The sequence below is a fragment of the Janthinobacterium silvisoli genome, assembly GCF_014200725.1.
Lineage (GTDB): Bacteria > Pseudomonadota > Gammaproteobacteria > Burkholderiales > Burkholderiaceae_D > Janthinobacterium.
The window spans coordinates 1652611-1667778 of sequence record NZ_JACHCL010000001.1 but is presented as its reverse complement, the minus strand read 5'-3'; the positions used below and the strand labels follow the sequence as shown (position 1 = coordinate 1667778).

12 protein-coding genes are annotated in these 15168 nt (G+C 61.0%); 3 read left to right on the top strand and 9 right to left on the bottom strand.

Translation table 11 applies throughout. The annotated features are described in order from the left end of the window. Positions 1-18 precede the first annotated feature (18 nt). From HDE75_RS07525 to HDE75_RS07505, 5 genes are all read right to left on the bottom strand, one after another. Complete coding sequence (locus HDE75_RS07525; RefSeq protein WP_183675481.1) at positions 19-2064, bottom strand: TonB-dependent receptor; 2046 nt, start codon at positions 2062-2064, stop codon at positions 19-21. After that, on the bottom strand, positions 2064-2552 hold the full coding sequence (locus HDE75_RS07520) for a DUF6702 family protein (protein WP_183675483.1): 489 nt from the start codon (positions 2550-2552) through the stop codon (positions 2064-2066). The genes HDE75_RS07525 and HDE75_RS07520 overlap by 1 nt, the downstream gene beginning before the upstream one ends. Then, positions 2549-4921: a M1 family metallopeptidase gene (locus tag HDE75_RS07515; RefSeq protein ID WP_183675485.1), complete on the bottom strand. Its 2373-nt coding sequence runs from the start codon at positions 4919-4921 to the stop codon at positions 2549-2551. Before HDE75_RS07515 ends, HDE75_RS07520 begins: the two co-directional genes overlap by 4 nt. Before the next feature lie 166 nt (positions 4922-5087). After that, positions 5088-5549, bottom strand: coding sequence for a MarR family winged helix-turn-helix transcriptional regulator (locus HDE75_RS07510; RefSeq protein ID WP_183675487.1), 462 nt, complete (start codon positions 5547-5549; stop codon positions 5088-5090). A 53-nt stretch (positions 5550-5602) separates the two neighbouring features. Continuing rightward, positions 5603-6469 (bottom strand): oxidoreductase, encoded by an 867-nt coding sequence (locus HDE75_RS07505; protein ID WP_183675489.1) that lies wholly within the window; start codon positions 6467-6469, stop codon positions 5603-5605. A gap of 158 nt (positions 6470-6627) precedes the next feature. On the opposite strand from HDE75_RS07505, the gene HDE75_RS07500 reads away from it, so the two are divergent. Then, on the top strand, positions 6628-7551 hold the full coding sequence (locus HDE75_RS07500; RefSeq protein WP_221291767.1) for a LysR family transcriptional regulator: 924 nt from the start codon (positions 6628-6630) through the stop codon (positions 7549-7551). Here the strand turns inward: HDE75_RS07500 and HDE75_RS07495 are convergent. Together HDE75_RS07495 and HDE75_RS07490 are read right to left on the bottom strand one after the other, a co-directional pair. Continuing rightward, a complete protein-coding gene (locus HDE75_RS07495; protein WP_183675491.1) occupies positions 7548-8369 on the bottom strand; it encodes a TIM barrel protein in 822 nt (273 codons plus the stop codon). The genes HDE75_RS07500 and HDE75_RS07495 overlap by 4 nt on opposite strands. Further along, positions 8369-9208, bottom strand: a complete 840-nt coding sequence (locus tag HDE75_RS07490) for a phytanoyl-CoA dioxygenase family protein (RefSeq protein ID WP_183675493.1) — start codon at positions 9206-9208, stop codon at positions 8369-8371. The genes HDE75_RS07495 and HDE75_RS07490 overlap by 1 nt, the downstream gene beginning before the upstream one ends. Positions 9209-9318: 110 nt before the next feature. Here HDE75_RS07490 and HDE75_RS07485 point away from each other — a divergent pair, with 110 nt between their 5' ends. Next, positions 9319-10278: a LysR family transcriptional regulator gene (locus HDE75_RS07485; RefSeq protein WP_260173795.1), complete on the top strand. Its 960-nt coding sequence runs from the start codon at positions 9319-9321 to the stop codon at positions 10276-10278. 81 nt (positions 10279-10359) lie between these two features. After that, the gene (poxB, locus tag HDE75_RS07480; RefSeq protein WP_183675494.1) at positions 10360-12090 is read left to right on the top strand and encodes a ubiquinone-dependent pyruvate dehydrogenase; all 1731 of its coding nucleotides are present in this window, start codon (positions 10360-10362) and stop codon (positions 12088-12090) included. 48 nt (positions 12091-12138) lie between these two features. On the opposite strand, the gene HDE75_RS07475 is transcribed toward poxB, so the two are convergent. Both HDE75_RS07475 and HDE75_RS07470 read right to left on the bottom strand, forming a co-directional pair. Next, positions 12139-13752: a methyl-accepting chemotaxis protein gene (locus tag HDE75_RS07475; RefSeq protein ID WP_183675496.1), complete on the bottom strand. Its 1614-nt coding sequence runs from the start codon at positions 13750-13752 to the stop codon at positions 12139-12141. A gap of 273 nt (positions 13753-14025) precedes the next feature. Further along, positions 14026-15090 (bottom strand): M29 family metallopeptidase, encoded by a 1065-nt coding sequence (locus tag HDE75_RS07470; RefSeq protein WP_183675498.1) that lies wholly within the window; start codon positions 15088-15090, stop codon positions 14026-14028. Positions 15091-15168: the final 78 nt, after the last annotated feature.

Genomic DNA, 15168 nt, shown 5'->3' with positions numbered 1-15168 from the left:
AGAATTATTCTTGTAGTCTTAAAAATTCTTGACCAGGGTCAGGCGCAGGGAACGCGATTCCACCGGGTGGAAGTGGATATCGTCGACCGGCTGCGCTTCGCCGGGCAGGCGCGAAGCATAGTAGTAGTCGATGGCCGAGTCGCGCCGGTTGGTTAAATTGAAACCTTCCAGCTCTACGCGCAAGCTCTTGTCGATCTGGTAAGCGAGGCGGCCATTCAAGCCCACGCTGGCCGATGAACGCACGCTATTATCTTCCGTCAGGGGGCGCGGGCCGAAGTAGCGCAGGCGCAGCGAGCCTGACCACGGTCCCTGCGGCGTGACCGTCATGGCCAGCTGGGCCACGCCTTCGATGGCGCCGGGGATAAAGTCGCCGATGGCGTCCTCACCGCGCTCGCCGCGCGAACGGGCGCGCGCATAGGCCAGGTCCAGGTCCAGCGACAGCCACTTGGCCGCCTTGTAGTAGCTGGAGAATTCCACGCCATAGCGGCGGCTGGGGCGGCCTGCTTCGGTGGCGCCCGCGTCGCCGACGAACAGCAGTTCCGAATCGAAGTCCAGGCGGTACAGCGACAAGCTCGTTTGCAAGCCCGGGAAAACGGCGCTGCGCAGACCCAGTTCCAGTCCTTGCGAACGGACCAGCGGCGTGACCTTGTCGACTGGTTCAGCGGTCTTCGGATCGACTGTGATTGTGGTGCCGCGCGCGTCGTTACTATGAAAGCCATTGCCGAGGTTGGCATACATTTCGGTATCTTGCCACGGCCCGGCGATGATGCTCAGGCTGGGGCTGAACAAATGGTCGTTGGCCTTGCCCGAGTTTTCCAGCCGGTCGCTGCGCACGTCGAAGCGGTAGGCGTCGGCGCGCACGCCTGCCACCGTGCGCAGCCAGGGCGACCAGCGCGTGCTGTTTTCCACATACAGCCCCACACTGGATTCGACGATATGGTCTTGTCGCGTGGTCGACAGCGTTTGCCGCGCCTGCGTGCTATACAAGCCATTGTGGATATTATCGTTTTGCAGCTGCAAGCCGATGGTGGTATCGCTGCTGCCCGTCTCCGTATGGCGGTGCCAGGTGTGGCTGGCGTTCAGGCCGGACGTGACGCGCCGGTCGGGCTGGGCAAACTGGTCGCCATGAATAGGGTCATCAAGCACATAGGTGAAGTTGGAAAACAGGCTCAAACGGTTGGCGATCACATAAGCGCTGACCTTGCTCGACATATCGTCGCCCGTGCGGCGCCAGGCGCCGGAAAGGCTAAAGCGCTGCGCCTTGCCGCCATCGGTCGGGTCTATCGTGTCGAAGCGGCCCAGCGAGCCATCCTGCACCGCCCGCAGCGGAATCTGGTCGGTGGCGTTCCAGCTGGCGTCATAGGCCATGGCCGTCACATTAAAGCCGTTGTTGGCATAACCTTCGCTGTAGCGCAGCACGCCATTAAGCTTATGGTAGCGGTCCGGGTGCGTAAACGGCCCGTCGTTGTGCTGCGTCTCCAGCGCATACAGAAAGCTGCCGCGGCCTGCGTCGAGCGAGTCGGCCAGCAGGGCGCGGCGAAAGCCGTTCTGTCCCAGCCCCACACTGGCGAGTCCTTGCGTCAGGCGGTTGGCATAGATGACGGAGGCGGTGCCGGCCGAGGCGAAATCGCCTTCGGTGGCGGAGTAGGGCCCCTTCTTGTAATCGAGACGCATCGCCAGTTCGGGGATCAAAAAGTTCAGGTCGGTCCAGCCCTGGCCATGCGCATGGCTGCGCTGGTTGACGGGCATGTCATCGACGGTGGTGCGCAAGTCGGTGCCGTGATCGAGGTTGAAACCGCGCAGGTAAAACTGGTTGGCCTTGCCTTCGCCGCTATGCTGGCTGACGATCAGGCCCGGCACCGCTTCGAGCAATTCGCCGGGGCGGTAGTTGGTGCGCGCTTCCAGCTGCTGCTGCGTGACGCTGCCCGCGTTGGCCGAATCGGCCACGCCCAGCTGGTTCATGCGCGAGCCATCGACCAGCACGCGCTGGAAGATGTCGTCGGCGTGGGAGATGGTGTGGGCAAATAGAGTGGCGAGTAGAACAGGCAGGTGGCGTGGCGTCATTACTTGATCGGCAGTTCGGTGTTTTGATGGTCGAAGAACAGGGTCTGGATGGCGCCGCTGTCCTGTACGTTGAGGGTGTTTTTCTGGCTCGGTAAAAAGTCGATCAGCAGCTGGTTGTGGATGCGCGTGGCGGGCGCCAGACGCGTGTGTTCGATCTCCTGGAAGATCACCACGTTATCCGCATCGACCTTGATGCCGACCCAGTTCAGGCGCAGGCGCTTGCCGTCGGGCGCCGTGATGTAGAACTGCTTGTCCACGTAGCGGCGCAGGGCCGCTTCGCTGTCTTCCTGGCCCAGGTCGAACTGGCGCTGATACAGGTTCGCCAGCAGCGCTTCCACGTCGTGGCCCGTGTAGGTGTGGACCACTTCCGTGCTGCCCGTGACGGCGTTGTAGCTGACGTCGGCGATACCCATATGGTAGTTATGGGCACTGGCGAGCGTGCTGACGGCGGCCAGCACGGCTGCCGCCAGACTGTGCCAGCTTCTCACGCCTCGTCATCCTTGGCGGCGCTGTTCTTGCCCTTGAGTGGCGTCTGGTAGTCGCGCATCAGGTTATCCTTGGGCGATTTTTCGCTCTTGAACAGTTCCAGTCGCGATGGCGTGATCTTGCGTGGCCAGGAGTTGTTGCTGGTGTCGATATCGGCCGTTTCCCAGTACGGGTCTTGTACCAGTCCCACCATCGGCTCATCGGTGACGATGATCTTGGTGATTTTCTTCGGCGTGTAGCGCCATACTTCGGCCGGCACGCGTTCGATGTATTTTTTGCCGCTTTTCAGTTCGATTTCCAGGATCAGCGGCATCACCATGCCACCCAGGTTGGAAAAGTCGACCAGGTACAGATGCTTGCCCTGTTTCAGCAAGTCCTTTTCCCACGGTTCCAGCGCTGCCGCTGTTTCCGCGTAGCCGTTGCGGTCCTTGTTGGTGACGGTGAAATCGTCGTGTTCGTTATAGAAATCCTTCAGCTCAGGATGCGCGTCGACGCGGCGCGGCATGCCCTTGTTGTTGCGGTCCGTGACGGAGATGGGGGCGCCATCCTTCTGCGCCTTTTTCCAGGCTTTTTCCACTTCCGGATTCTTGCTGCTCACGCCGTACTCGGTGATGCCGTCGATGCTGATGTCGACCGGGTCGGTGGTGTAGAACCAGCCGCGCCAGAACCAGTCCAGGTCCGTGCCGGAAGCGTCTTCCATGGTGCGGAAGAAGTCGGCCGGCGTGGGGCGCTTGAACTTCCAGCGCTGAGCGTATTCCTTGAAGGCGTAGTCGAACAGTTCGCGTCCCAGGATGGTTTCGCGCAGGATGTTCAAGCCCGCCGCCGGCTTGGCGTAGGCGTTGTTCCCGAACTGGAGCAAGGATTCGGAATTGGTCATGATGGGCACCTGGTCGCGGCTGCGCATGTAGTCGACGATTTCGCGCGGCTCGCCGCGCGAAGCCGGGTAGTTTTCTTCCCATGCCTGCTGCGCCAGGTATTGCACGAAGGTGTTCAAGCCTTCATCCATCCAGGTCCACTGGCGTTCATCCGAATTGATGATCATCGGGTAGTAGTTATGCCCCACCTCGTGGATGATGACGCCGATCAGGCCATATTTGGTGCGCTTGGAATAGCTCACGGCGCCCGTCTTCTTGTCTTTCACGGGGCGTGGGCCATTGAACGAAATCATCGGGTATTCCATGCCGCCCACCGGGCCGTTGACGGAAATGGCCGTCGGGTAAGGGTAGGCGATGCTGTACTTGTTGTACTGTTCGATGGTATGCACGATGGCTTGCGTGCTGTATTTTTCCCATAGCGGATTGCCCTCTTTCGGATAGTAGGACATGGCCATCAGCTTGCTGTCGCCCTTGTTGTAGCCTTGAGCATCCCAGATGAACTTGCGGCTCGAGGCCCAGGCGAAGTCGCGCACATTGCTGGCCTTGAAGTGCCAGGTTTTTTGTGTCCGGCTGACCGATTTTTCGGCTGCTTCCGCTTCCTTTTGCGTGACGATGATGACGGGCTTGTCGCTGGTGCGGGCTTTTTCCAGGCGCTCGCGCTGCGCGGCGGAGAGTACGTCCTGCGGATTTTGCAGCTCCCCCGTGGCGGCGACGATATGGTCGGCCGGCACCGTCAGCTGTACGTCGTAGTCGCCAAATTCCAGGGTGAATTCACCTGAGCCAAGAAACTGCTTGTGCTGCCAGCCGGTCACGTCATAGTAGGCTGCCATGCGCGGGAACCATTGGGCCACTTCGAACAGAGCGTTCTTGTCTTCGTCGAAGAATTCATAACCGGAGCGTCCGCCCAGCACTTTCTGTTCGTTGATGCGGTAATCCCAGTCGATCTGGAATACAAAGTCCTGGCCCGGCTTCAATGGCTGCGGCAAATCGATGCGCATCATGGTGCGGTTGATCACGTACTTCAGGGGCTGGCCATCGGCGCCTTTCAGTGCACGGATATTGAAGCCGCCCTGGAATTCGCGTCCTGCCAGGATGCCGCGCAAGCCTTCGAATTTCATGCCCTCTTCACCCGTCTTGGCCCAGGCCTGGCGCGATGGTGCCGTGAGCATGCGGCGCGCGTCCGAATCGGGCTTGTAGATATTCTGGTCCAGCTGCACCCACAGATAGCTGAGCGTGTCGGGCGACTGGTTGTGATAGGTGACGGTGCCGCTGCCATTGATTTCGCGCCTGGCTTCATCGAGGCTGGCGCGGATGACATAGTCGGCGCGCTGCTGCCAATAGGCGTGGCCCGGTGCGCCAGAGGCGGTGCGGTAGGTGTTCGGGGTGGGCAGCAGCTCTTCGAGCTGGCGGAACTTGTCGTCGAACGGTTCGGCGGCAAAAGCGGAAACGGTGAAACAAAGCGCCAGGCAGGCGACTGGACCGAAAGAGATACGCATACTCACCCTGATTGTTGTTATAAAGAAATAGTGGCAACTATTCTAAACGCAGGGTGATGTGCTTGTACTATCAATTTGTAATAAAGAAAGGCGCTTTTCCTCGCACCTTTCGCCAGCGATGGTGGAGTTGCTGCTCTACCGGATTTTGCTTGGGTAAAGCGCCGTTTTACTCACTTTTCATCAGATTTCCACGCAGCAGATCGAGTTGCTGTTTCATTTCTACAACTTGCTCCACCTTGCAGTGGCTGGCGTTCAATATGGCTTCCGGCAAGGTGGCCGCCTGTTCGCGCAATTGATCGCCCTGTTCCGTCAGCGAAATGATGACCTGGCGTTCGTCGCTGGCGGCGCGCACGCGGCGCAACAGCCCCGCCTGTTCCATGCGCTTGAGCAGGGGCGTCAGGGTGGCGGAATCGAGAAACAAACGTTCGCCCACCTCGGAAACGCTCAAACCGTCGCGCTCCCACAGCACCATCATCACCAGATATTGCGAATACGTCAGGCCCAGCTTGCGCAAGAGTTTGCGGTAGAGCTTGTTCATGGCCAGCGAGGTCGAATACAGGGCGAAGCACAGCTGATTGTCCAGGCGCGGTACCTGGTGCAGGGGATTGGGGGCGGTGGTGGTATCCATGTTCCCAGTATATATAGTGCGCTATTTGATTGCAAGCGAGCTCCCAATATCGTCTATAAGGTGTCGAGCGCCTTCAATGTCTCCACATCAAGCTGCAGGGCGCCAGAGGCGATGTTCTCGCGCAGATGCGCCACCGACGATGTGCCTGGAATCACCAGCATGTTTGGCGCACGCTGCAGCAGCCATGCCAGCGCTACCTGCATTGGCGTGGCCTGCAGTGCGTCCGCCACCTGTGTCAGGGTGCCGGACTGCAGCGGCGTGTAGCCACCGAGTGGAAAAAATGGCACGTAGGCGATGCCTTGTGTGGCCAGCGTGTCGATCAGCGCATCATCTTCACGGTGTGCCATATTGTAATGATTTTGCACGCATACGATGCGGGTCATCTCCTGCGCCTCGGCCACCTGCCTCGCATCGACGTTGGACAGGCCGATATGGCGTACCAGCCCTTCTTGCTGCAGCTGTATCAGCGTGGATAAAGGTTCTGCGATCGACGAACCATCGGCGCCAGCGATGCCGGGAGCGCGTAGATTGACCACGTCGAGCGTATCGAGGCCCAGGTTACGCAAGTTGTCGTGTACGGCATTGCGCAACTGCTGTTTGGATGCTGCCGGTAGCCAGGACTGGTCGGCGCCGCGCATAAAGCCGATCTTGGTAACGATGGTCAAATCGTCGCGGTACGGGTGCAGCGCCTCGCGGATGATCTGATTGGTGACGTGCGGGCCGTAAAAGTCCGAGGTGTCGATATGGTTGACGCCCAGTTCGATGGCTTCGCGCAGTACAGCAACAGCGGCGGCACGATCCTTGGGCGGTCCCCATACGTGCGGGCCGGCCAGTTGCATGGCGCCGTAGCCGATACGGTTAAAAGCGATATCGCAAGCGACGGGCGTGAATTGGTGTTGAGCGGGTGAGTAAGCGCGCATGTAAGCTCCTGGTGGTGTGGCAGAGATCACGTCCATCCGGAAGGATGCCGCATCTGCATTAACACATGGTAGCGCTGTCCGCATCGTGTGATAATCGGGTCAATCATGCACAGGCTGTGCTAAATTCCGCACAATGCGTAGACAAGGAAATGACTGCGATGAGCCAAATTCCCCCTTCCATGGCCGACTTGTCGACCTTTGCGCTGGTGGCGCAATACAAGGGATTTCGCCAGGCTGGGCGTGCCAGCGGTCAGTCCGCTTCGGCGATCAGCGAGGCCGTGCGCCGCCTGGAGCAGCAACTGGGCATACGCCTGCTTGAACGCACTACCCGCAGCGTGACACCGACCGAGGCCGGCGCGCTTTTGCTGAGCCGTTTGCGTCCAGCCCTGGGCGAGGTGGCCAGCGCGCTCGATGTATTGAACGATTTGCGAGACAGTCCGCGTGGCACCTTGCGGCTGAACGTGCCGGTCAGCGCAGCGATGTTTTTTTTGCAGCCCATGGTTGACCAGTTCCTGCGTGCGTATCCGCACATCGTGCTTGACCTGGTGGTCGATAATAATTTTGTCGATGTCGTCGCCAGTGGCTGCGATGCCGGTATCCGTTATGGCGAGAGGCTGGAGCAGGACATGATAGCGGTACCGATCGGCCCGCGCACGCAGCGCTTCGCGGTGGCCGGGGCGCCGTCTTACCTGGCCCGGCACGGCGTGCCCACCCATCCGCGCGATCTGCTGCAACATGCCTGCTTGCTGGGCAAATTTCTCAGTGGCGCCATCCCGCCGTGGGAGTTTGAACGTGATGGGCAGAAAGTCAGTATCGAGCCGAGTGGCCCCCTGATTATTACGCCGACGGCTTCCGACCTGGCGGTCAGCATTGCCGTGGCAGGCCATGGCCTGATCTATCTGTTTGAAGAGTGGCTGCAACCGACTATCGATGCGGGCCAGTTGCAGCCGGTGCTGGAAGACTGGTGGCTGCGCTTTCCCGGCCCGTTTTTATATTACTCGGGCCGGCGGCACCTGCCGGCGCCTCTGCGTGCCTTTATTGATTTCATTCGAAGCGACTTTGTACAGCCCGATATTGTCTAGCCTTCGGCATAACGCTGGCGCAGCAGCTGCAGCATGGCCACGTTCTGTTCCCACGCATCGGCCACCGGCTGCTGCGTGTAAGGCAAGGTTTGCAGATACGGTGCGGGGCCGAATTCCGGCGTGAACGTCATGCGTTTGGCGCCGGCCGCGCGGCGCAGCGCCACCACGGCATCCCACCAGGCCAGGTGGGCGTCCAGTGCGGGCTTGGCTTCCGGTGCACGGAAGTCGGCCACTTGCGGCCCTTGCGAGTGGCCTACGCGTGCGTGGATATGGCGCACCAGCGGCAGCACTTGCGCCAGCGTCTGCGGCTGGTCTTCCAGCAAGGACTCGCAGGCGCAGCACCAGTGCGACAGATCGGCCGTCAGCGGCAGCTCGGGAAACTGCGCCAGATACGGCAGCAGCAGCATCGGGTGGCCGCTGAAGCGGCTACGGTGGATTTCATGCACGATGGGCACGCCGTGTCTGGCCGAGATGGCAGCGGCCAGGGCTATCAGTTCGGCGTTTTGCGCCTGCGTATAAAAATCCTTGCCCGTGTGTGTGTTGACCAGCACGGGACGGACCTGGCAAGCGTTGTCCAGCAGTTCGGCCAGGGCCGCGCGGTGCGCATCAAAACCGCTGTGGAACACAGTTTCCCATTGCGCGGCGATCAGTGCCAGGCCGGCGTCGGCGATGCGGCTGGTCCATTCTTCGCGCAGGGCCACGTCCAGCGGCAGCGACATTTCGATGCCATCGAAACCAGCCGCCAGCACCTTGTCGATGAACACTTGCGGCGCCAGTTCGTTATTACCCCAGTGGGCGGCAAATACCTGGATGCGCATCAGACGAAGCCCCGCACCGGGAACGACGCGTCGCGCTGTATCCAATTGTGTTTGGCGTATTCGGTCTGGCCATCGGTGGCGTGCAGGGTGTAGGCGTGGCGCGAGACCGGCGAGCGGTTCGGCGCGCTGTAGTGCGGCAGCAAGCCGTGGAAGCAGACCAGCGCGCCGGCTTTCACTTCCAGCGGCACGGCCGTGCTGTCGTCTGGCCATGGCGTGGCGTCGAGTTTTTCTACGCGTACCTGGTCGCCATCGCGCAGGAAGCGTTCGCGCAGCGGGCCGCGGTGGCCGCCCGGTTCGGCCCACAGGCAGCCGTTTTCCAGGGTCGCGTCTTCCAGCGCGAACCAGAAGGTGGTCACGCTGATCGGCGTGGTTTCAAAATAAGTGGCGTCCTGGTGCCAGCGTACTTCGCCGCCGATGCCTGGCTGTTTGAAGATATACATCGATTGCCATACCTGTGCCTCGGCCAGGCCCAGGTCGCGCGCCACTTCAGCCAGTTTCGGGTCGCTGGAAAAGCTGCGGAAGACCGGGTCCAGATCATGCATGGCGTGGCCGATCTTGTTGATCGACAGGGACTTGGCCTGTTTCAGCTGGCCGTCCGGGCCGAACGCTTCTTCTTCGAAAAAGCAGCGGATGGTGTTGTCGGACGAGAGGAAATAATCGTTGGTGTTCTTGGCCTGGTCGCGCGTGGTGAAGATGGACTGGCTCAGGCTAGGATCGAATTCGTTGACAATCTGTTCGGCGCGCGCGCGCAGGGCGGCGATCTCTTCAGCGCCCTTGAAACCGGGCAGGATGATGTAGCCATCGCGTTGATATTGTTCTTGTTGTGCAGTTGTCAGCATGGCGGCGGCTCCGAAGGATAGATAGAAGACGCCATTGTAGGATGCGATGGCCCGCCAAACAATCATGCGGCGGTTGACAGATTGTCGCCGAAGCGAAGACAATCTTTATCATGGATCAATTACGCGCGATGGAAGTATTTGTGGAGGTGGCCCGCCAGCGCAGCTTTACGGCTGCCGGCCAGCGCCTGGGCCTGACGCGCGCCATGGTCAGCAAGACCATCATGCAGCTCGAAGAGCGGCTGAATGCGCGCCTGCTGCACCGCTCCACGCGCGAAGTGAGCTTGACGGATGCGGGCCGCGCCTACCTGGCGCCGTGCATGGCCACCGTCAGCCAGGCGCAGGAAGCGGCGCGTATGGTGGCGCATGTGGCGCAGGCAGGCGCCGAACTGGCCGGGCCGCTGCGCATCCAGGCGCCATCGAGTTTTGGCAGCGCCTGGCTGGCCGACGCCGTCGCCCGTTTCAGTTTGCTGCATCCGCAGGTGCAGGCCGAGCTGTTTGTCGACGATGCGCTGCTCGACCCGATACGCCATGGCTTCGATCTGACGATACGGGTCGGCGGCATCCCGGACAGCAGCGCGCTGGCGATGCGCCCTCTGGCGCCGTGCCGGGGCGTGCTGTGCGCCAGCCCCGCCTACCTGGCGCAATGGGGCGTGCCGCAAGTGCCGCAAGACTTGCTGCGCCATCAGTGCCTGCATTTCAGCCACCTGACCGATGGCACCAACTGGCACTTCCGGCGCGTGCATGAGGGGCAAAGCGAGGAGACCAGCGTGCGCGTGCAAGCCGGTTTTACGGCCAACAATGGCCTGGTGTTGCACCAGGCGGCGCAGCGTGGGCTGGGCATCGTCTACAGCACCACCTTCCTGGCCTGGCGCAATCTGCTCGATGGCAGTTTGCTGCCCGTGCTGCCCGGCTGGTCGCTGCCGCTCAATCATTTAAGCGCCCTGTACCCGGCCAGCCGCCAGCTGTCGCCCAAGGTGCGCGCGCTGATCGATTTCCTGGTGGCCGAATACCAGCCCGTGCCCCCATGGGACCGCGAACTGGCGGCGGCCGGCATGCTGCCGCTGGAATAGCTTGACGTTATTGAATGAAACGCGCTGTTTTCAAAGATAGGATCACAATGGTTCTTTCTCTTCCGAAGACAGGAGTCATGCATGGCCAAAACTACCATCGCTGGATATCTCGCGCAGACGCTCGCCGCGGCGGGCGTGGAACGGATCTGGGGCGTGACGGGCGATAGCCTGAACGGACTCGCTTACAGCCTGGCTGAAGACAAGGCGATACGCTGGATGCATACGCGTCACGAGGAAGCGGCTGCCTTTGCGGCCGGCGCCGATGCGGCGTCGACTGGCCGCCTGGCCGTGTGCGCAGGCAGTTGCGGGCCGGGCAATCTGCACCTGATCAATGGACTGTTCGATTGCCACCGCAACCACCAGCCGGTGCTGGCGATCGCCGCGCATATCCCTTCGACAGAAGTCGGCCTGGGCTATTTCCAGGAAACGCATCCGCAGGAATTGTTCAAGGAGTGCAGCCATTACGTGGAAGTGGTGTCGTCGGCCGAGCAGTTTCCGCGCGTGCTGGCGCGCGCCATGCGCACCGCCATCGAGGAGCGGGGCGTGGCCGTGATCGTGCTGCCGGGCGACGTGGCTTTGAGCGCCGGCCCCGAGGAAGCGCCGGCCTGGGTGCACAGCGCGCCGTCGCGCGTCGTGCCTGCCGAAGTGGACCTGGACCGCCTGGCGGCCATGCTGAACGACTCGGAAGCGGTGACCATCATGTGCGGCAGCGGCACGCAGGGCGCGCACGATGAAGTGGTGGCGCTGGCCGATATGCTGGGCGCACCTATCGTGCATGCCTTGCGCGGCAAGCAGTTCATCGAATACGACAACCCGTACGACGTGGGCATGACGGGCCTGATCGGCTTCAGTTCCGGTTATCACGCGATGATGTCTTGCGATACCTTGCTGCTGCTGGGCTGTGACTTTCCCTATCGTCCGTTTTACCCAGCAGACGCAAAAATCATCCAGATCGACTGGAAGGGATCGCAGCTGGGCCACCGCGCACCGCTGGCACTGGGACTGGTCGGCACGGTGAAGGAAACCGTGGCCGCCACCTTGCCCAAGCTGCAGCGCAAGACCGACCGCAGTTTCATCAACAACGCGCGCAAGCACTACGTCTCGGCGCGCAAGGGGCTCGATGAGCTGGCCACGCCAGCAGGTAAAGGGCGGCCGATCCACCCGCAATACCTGGCCAAACTGATCGACGACATCGCCAGCGAGGATGCGATCTTCACGGCCGACGTGGGCACGCCGACGGTGTGGGCTGCGCGCTATCTGACGATGAATGGCAAGCGCCAGCTGCATGGCTCGTTCAACCATGGCTCGATGGCCAACGCCATGCCACAGGCGCTGGGCGCCCAGGGCGCGTTTCCGGGGCGGCAGGTGGTGTCGCTGTCAGGCGATGGCGGGCTGTCGATGCTGCTGGGGGATTTGCTGACGGCGCGCCAGCTCGATTTGCCGATCAAGATCGTCGTATTCAACAACAGCCTGCTCGGTTTCGTGTCGATGGAATTGAAGGCGGCCGGTTATCTGGACACCAATGTCGATCTTGCCAAGACCGACTTTGCTGCCATCGCCAGGGCGGCGGGTATCTACGGCGTGCGGGTGGAGGAATCGGAAGATGTGGAGGCGGCGCTGAGGGAAGCCTTCAGCCACCCTGGCCCAGCGTTGATCGATGTGGTCACGTCGAAGCATGAACTGGCGCTGCCGCCGTCGATCGAACTGGCGCAAGCCAAGGGTTTCAGCCTGTTCGCGCTGCGCGCGATCATGAGTGGCAGGGGCGACGAGATACTGGAACTGGCGCGCACCAATTTGCGTATCGCCGACTGAGTGATTGACCGTAGCGTAGCCGCTACGGTCATAATCAGGATTGACTGCTTAAGCCAGGCTAAGGCGCTTGGCTTGTTTGCGGGCGGCAGACAGGCGTGGCGCGCCAGGCGCCGCGCCCGTCTTGAACACGCCCATTGCCTGCGCCAGCGCACCGGCCTGCTGCTGCATGCTCTCGGCCGCTGCCGCCGATTCTTCGACCAGCGCTGCATTTTGCTGCGTCATCTGGTCCATCTGCGTAATCGCCATATTGACTTGCTCGATGCCGGCGCTTTGCTCGGCGCTGGCGGCGGTGATTTCCGCCATGATGTCGGCCACTTGCTGCACGCTGCTGACGATTTCGCCCATGGTCTTGCCCGCCTCATCGACCAGTTTGCCGCCCTGTTCGATCTGGTTGACTGAGTCGACGATCAGGGTCTTGATTTCCTTGGCCGCACCGGCGCTGCGCTGGGCCAGGTTGCGCACCTCGGTGGCGACCACCGCGAAACCGCGCCCCTGTTCGCCGGCGCGCGCCGCTTCCACCGCCGCGTTCAGCGCCAGGATATTGGTCTGGAAGGCGATGCCGTCGATCACGCCGATGATGTCGGCGATCTTGCGCGAGCTATCCTTGATGCCATTCATCGTGCCGACCACTTGTTCCACTACGCTGCCGCCACGCCCGGCCACGCCGCTGGCCGTGATCACCAACTGATTGGCCTGGCGCGCATTGTCGGCATTCTGGCGCACGGTGCTGGTCAGCTCTTCCATGGAGCTGGCCGTTTCTTCCAGTGAACTCGCCTGCGATTCCGTGCGGTTCGACAGGTCGGCATTGCCGGCCGCGATTTCCTGCGATGCCACGTTGATGGTGTCGCTCGAATGGCGCACTTCGCTGACCATGCCAGCCAGCTTGCCATTCATTTCGCCCAGGGCGCGCAGCAACTGGCCCGATTCATCGAGCGCGGTGCTGCTGACGTTGGACGTCAGGTCGCCGTCGGCCACCTGGCGCGCCAGTTGCACGGCCGTTGCCAAAGGCACCGTGATCGACTTGGCCAGCAGCCAGGCGCAGACAAACACGAAGACCACCATCAGCACCGTCAGTGCCAGCATCAGGTCGCGGCTTTTTTCATAGATCTTCTGGATTTCTTCGGCCATGCGGTTGATGTCGTCGCGCTCATACTGTAGCAATTCCTTGATCTTGCTGGCATAGGCCTTGGCTACCGGTGCATATTTGCTGTCTACCAGTGACGATGCGCGTTCTGCATCACCCTGTTTTTTCAACGCCAGCACCTCGTCGCGCGACGACAGGTATTGCTTGCGCAAGTCCATCAGCTCGGCCCAGATCTTTTTTTCTTCAGGCGTATCGATGGACGGCTCGATCAGCTTTTGCAGCTTGGCCGAACCGGTGGTCGACTCGGCCACTTCGGCGGCAAAGAAATCGCCCAGCGAGTTATCGCTGCTCTTGGCGATGGCCAGGCTGCGGCGGATGCCGGAATACACATACAGATACCAGTCGCTGATATAGCGTTCGCTGGCCAATGGCTCGGCCATCAATTGTTTGGTGGAGTCGGCTACCGCGCTCAAACGGGCGATGCCGATGCCGATCGCCAATAGCGAACAGAGCAGCACTACGGCAAAACCCAGTAACAGGCGTTTGCCGATATTCATATTGTTGATCAAGCTGGGCATGACAATTTCTCTCCGGTTATCGTGTGGTGCTGCGTTTGAAGCAGTGTTTTTGATACTTGGTATGCGCTTTGTCCCAGTGAATGATGGCGGCAATGCTGCAGTGCGCTTGAATATATATTAAATAATTCCTTGTGGAAACTTTAATAAGCGGAGGAATCAGTGGAGGAAGGAATTTGGCTGCCCGGTTGTTGTTTGTATGTCAGTGGAGAATCGACATCGCTGGCCGGGCAGCAAGAGAGGGAGTAAGAGATGGTGCGAGGTGGTGACCGGGAGTTACACTTGCCAGCTGCCATCCTGGTAGACCCGTTCGTCGTCGAGATACACAGCTTGCGTTACGGCGAAGATGTCGACGTGGTAGCGCGCATCCTTGCGCTTGAACTGGGGCTTGGCATATACGCCGTGCTTGGCGCCCAGCGACAGATGGATGCCGCACATGCGTTCATAGGTGCCGATATCGTTGACCATCTGCTCGCGCGAAAATGCGCGGTTCATGCCGAAGCCCAGTTCGCGCACCCAGACTTCGCCTTCGTGGGCGCGGATGATTTCCAGCATTTCCAGGAATTCCGGCGTGGCGTGTTCGGTGCCTGTGACCCTGCCTTTTTCGATGATCAGGGTGATTGGCGTGTCGGGACGGTTGACCATGAATTTGGTATCGCCGAAAACAAAGATGCGCACGCGGCCATTGACCGCTTCCAGGTCTTGCGCCTCCGTAAACACTTCGCCCAGCGGGAACTGGCCGCCGATATTGTTCATGCCGCTGTAGTCGCCGATATTGAGCTTGGCGCTTTCAAAGGGCGAGGCGAAGACCAGTTGCTCGCCGCCACTGTCGACCATGCCATGGCGGGCGCGGTCGATACGCTGTTTCAAGGCATGGCCCACGCCGCGGTAATAAGCGGGGTCATACGCCAGCGAGGCGATGTAGTGCAAGCCTTGCACGCCGGGCATGCGCGACAGGTGTACGTGTTCGATTACTTTCAAACCCCGCTTGAACAGCTCGATGCGGATGCGGAAGGCTTCCAGGCGGAAGCTGGTCGACTGTATCAGCACGACCAGGCTGCCGGCCGGCAGTGCGGCAAACGCGGCCAGCACGGCTTCCGGCGTGACGTCGTCGAAATCGATGAAGGTGGCGTCCGGCAAGGCCAGACGATACGCTTCGGTCAGCACCACATTGAGCCAACTGCGCTTGTCGCAGACGACCAGCGCCGGCTCGTCGGGCCGGTGGCAAATGGCCATCGCCAAGGTGTCTGCCACATTTTGCGCAGCCACTTCGGTGGCGGCGGCGCTGATGGCGTCGAGGCGGCTGGTGTCGGTGCTGCTGTCTTGATCTTGGGGCGTCATGGGGAAGCTGTTGTCTGCAAATAGTCAACACGCATTATAAGTGCAGACGCCAACTGGCCAGCAGATGCCGGACGGTCT

Bases quoted from the DNA above. Each gene is read 5' to 3' on its own strand.
- poxB (WP_183675494.1), top strand. From the start codon at position 10,360: ATGGCCAAAACTACCATCGCTGGATATCTCGCGCAGACGCTCGCCGCG.
- HDE75_RS07510 (WP_183675487.1), bottom strand. From the start codon at position 5,549: ATGGATACCACCACCGCCCCCAATCCCCTGCACCAGGTACCGCGCCTG.
- HDE75_RS07485 (WP_260173795.1), top strand. From the start codon at position 9,319: ATGGATCAATTACGCGCGATGGAAGTATTTGTGGAGGTGGCCCGCCAG.
- HDE75_RS07495 (WP_183675491.1), bottom strand. From the start codon at position 8,369: ATGCGCATCCAGGTATTTGCCGCCCACTGGGGTAATAACGAACTGGCG.
- HDE75_RS07515 (WP_183675485.1), bottom strand. From the start codon at position 4,921: ATGCGTATCTCTTTCGGTCCAGTCGCCTGCCTGGCGCTTTGTTTCACC.
- HDE75_RS07500 (WP_221291767.1), top strand. From the start codon at position 6,628: ATGAGCCAAATTCCCCCTTCCATGGCCGACTTGTCGACCTTTGCGCTG.
- HDE75_RS07505 (WP_183675489.1), bottom strand. From the start codon at position 6,469: ATGCGCGCTTACTCACCCGCTCAACACCAATTCACGCCCGTCGCTTGC.
- HDE75_RS07475 (WP_183675496.1), bottom strand. From the start codon at position 13,752: ATGCCCAGCTTGATCAACAATATGAATATCGGCAAACGCCTGTTACTG.
- HDE75_RS07470 (WP_183675498.1), bottom strand. From the start codon at position 15,090: ATGACGCCCCAAGATCAAGACAGCAGCACCGACACCAGCCGCCTCGAC.
- HDE75_RS07490 (WP_183675493.1), bottom strand. From the start codon at position 9,208: ATGCTGACAACTGCACAACAAGAACAATATCAACGCGATGGCTACATC.
- HDE75_RS07525 (WP_183675481.1), bottom strand. From the start codon at position 2,064: ATGACGCCACGCCACCTGCCTGTTCTACTCGCCACTCTATTTGCCCAC.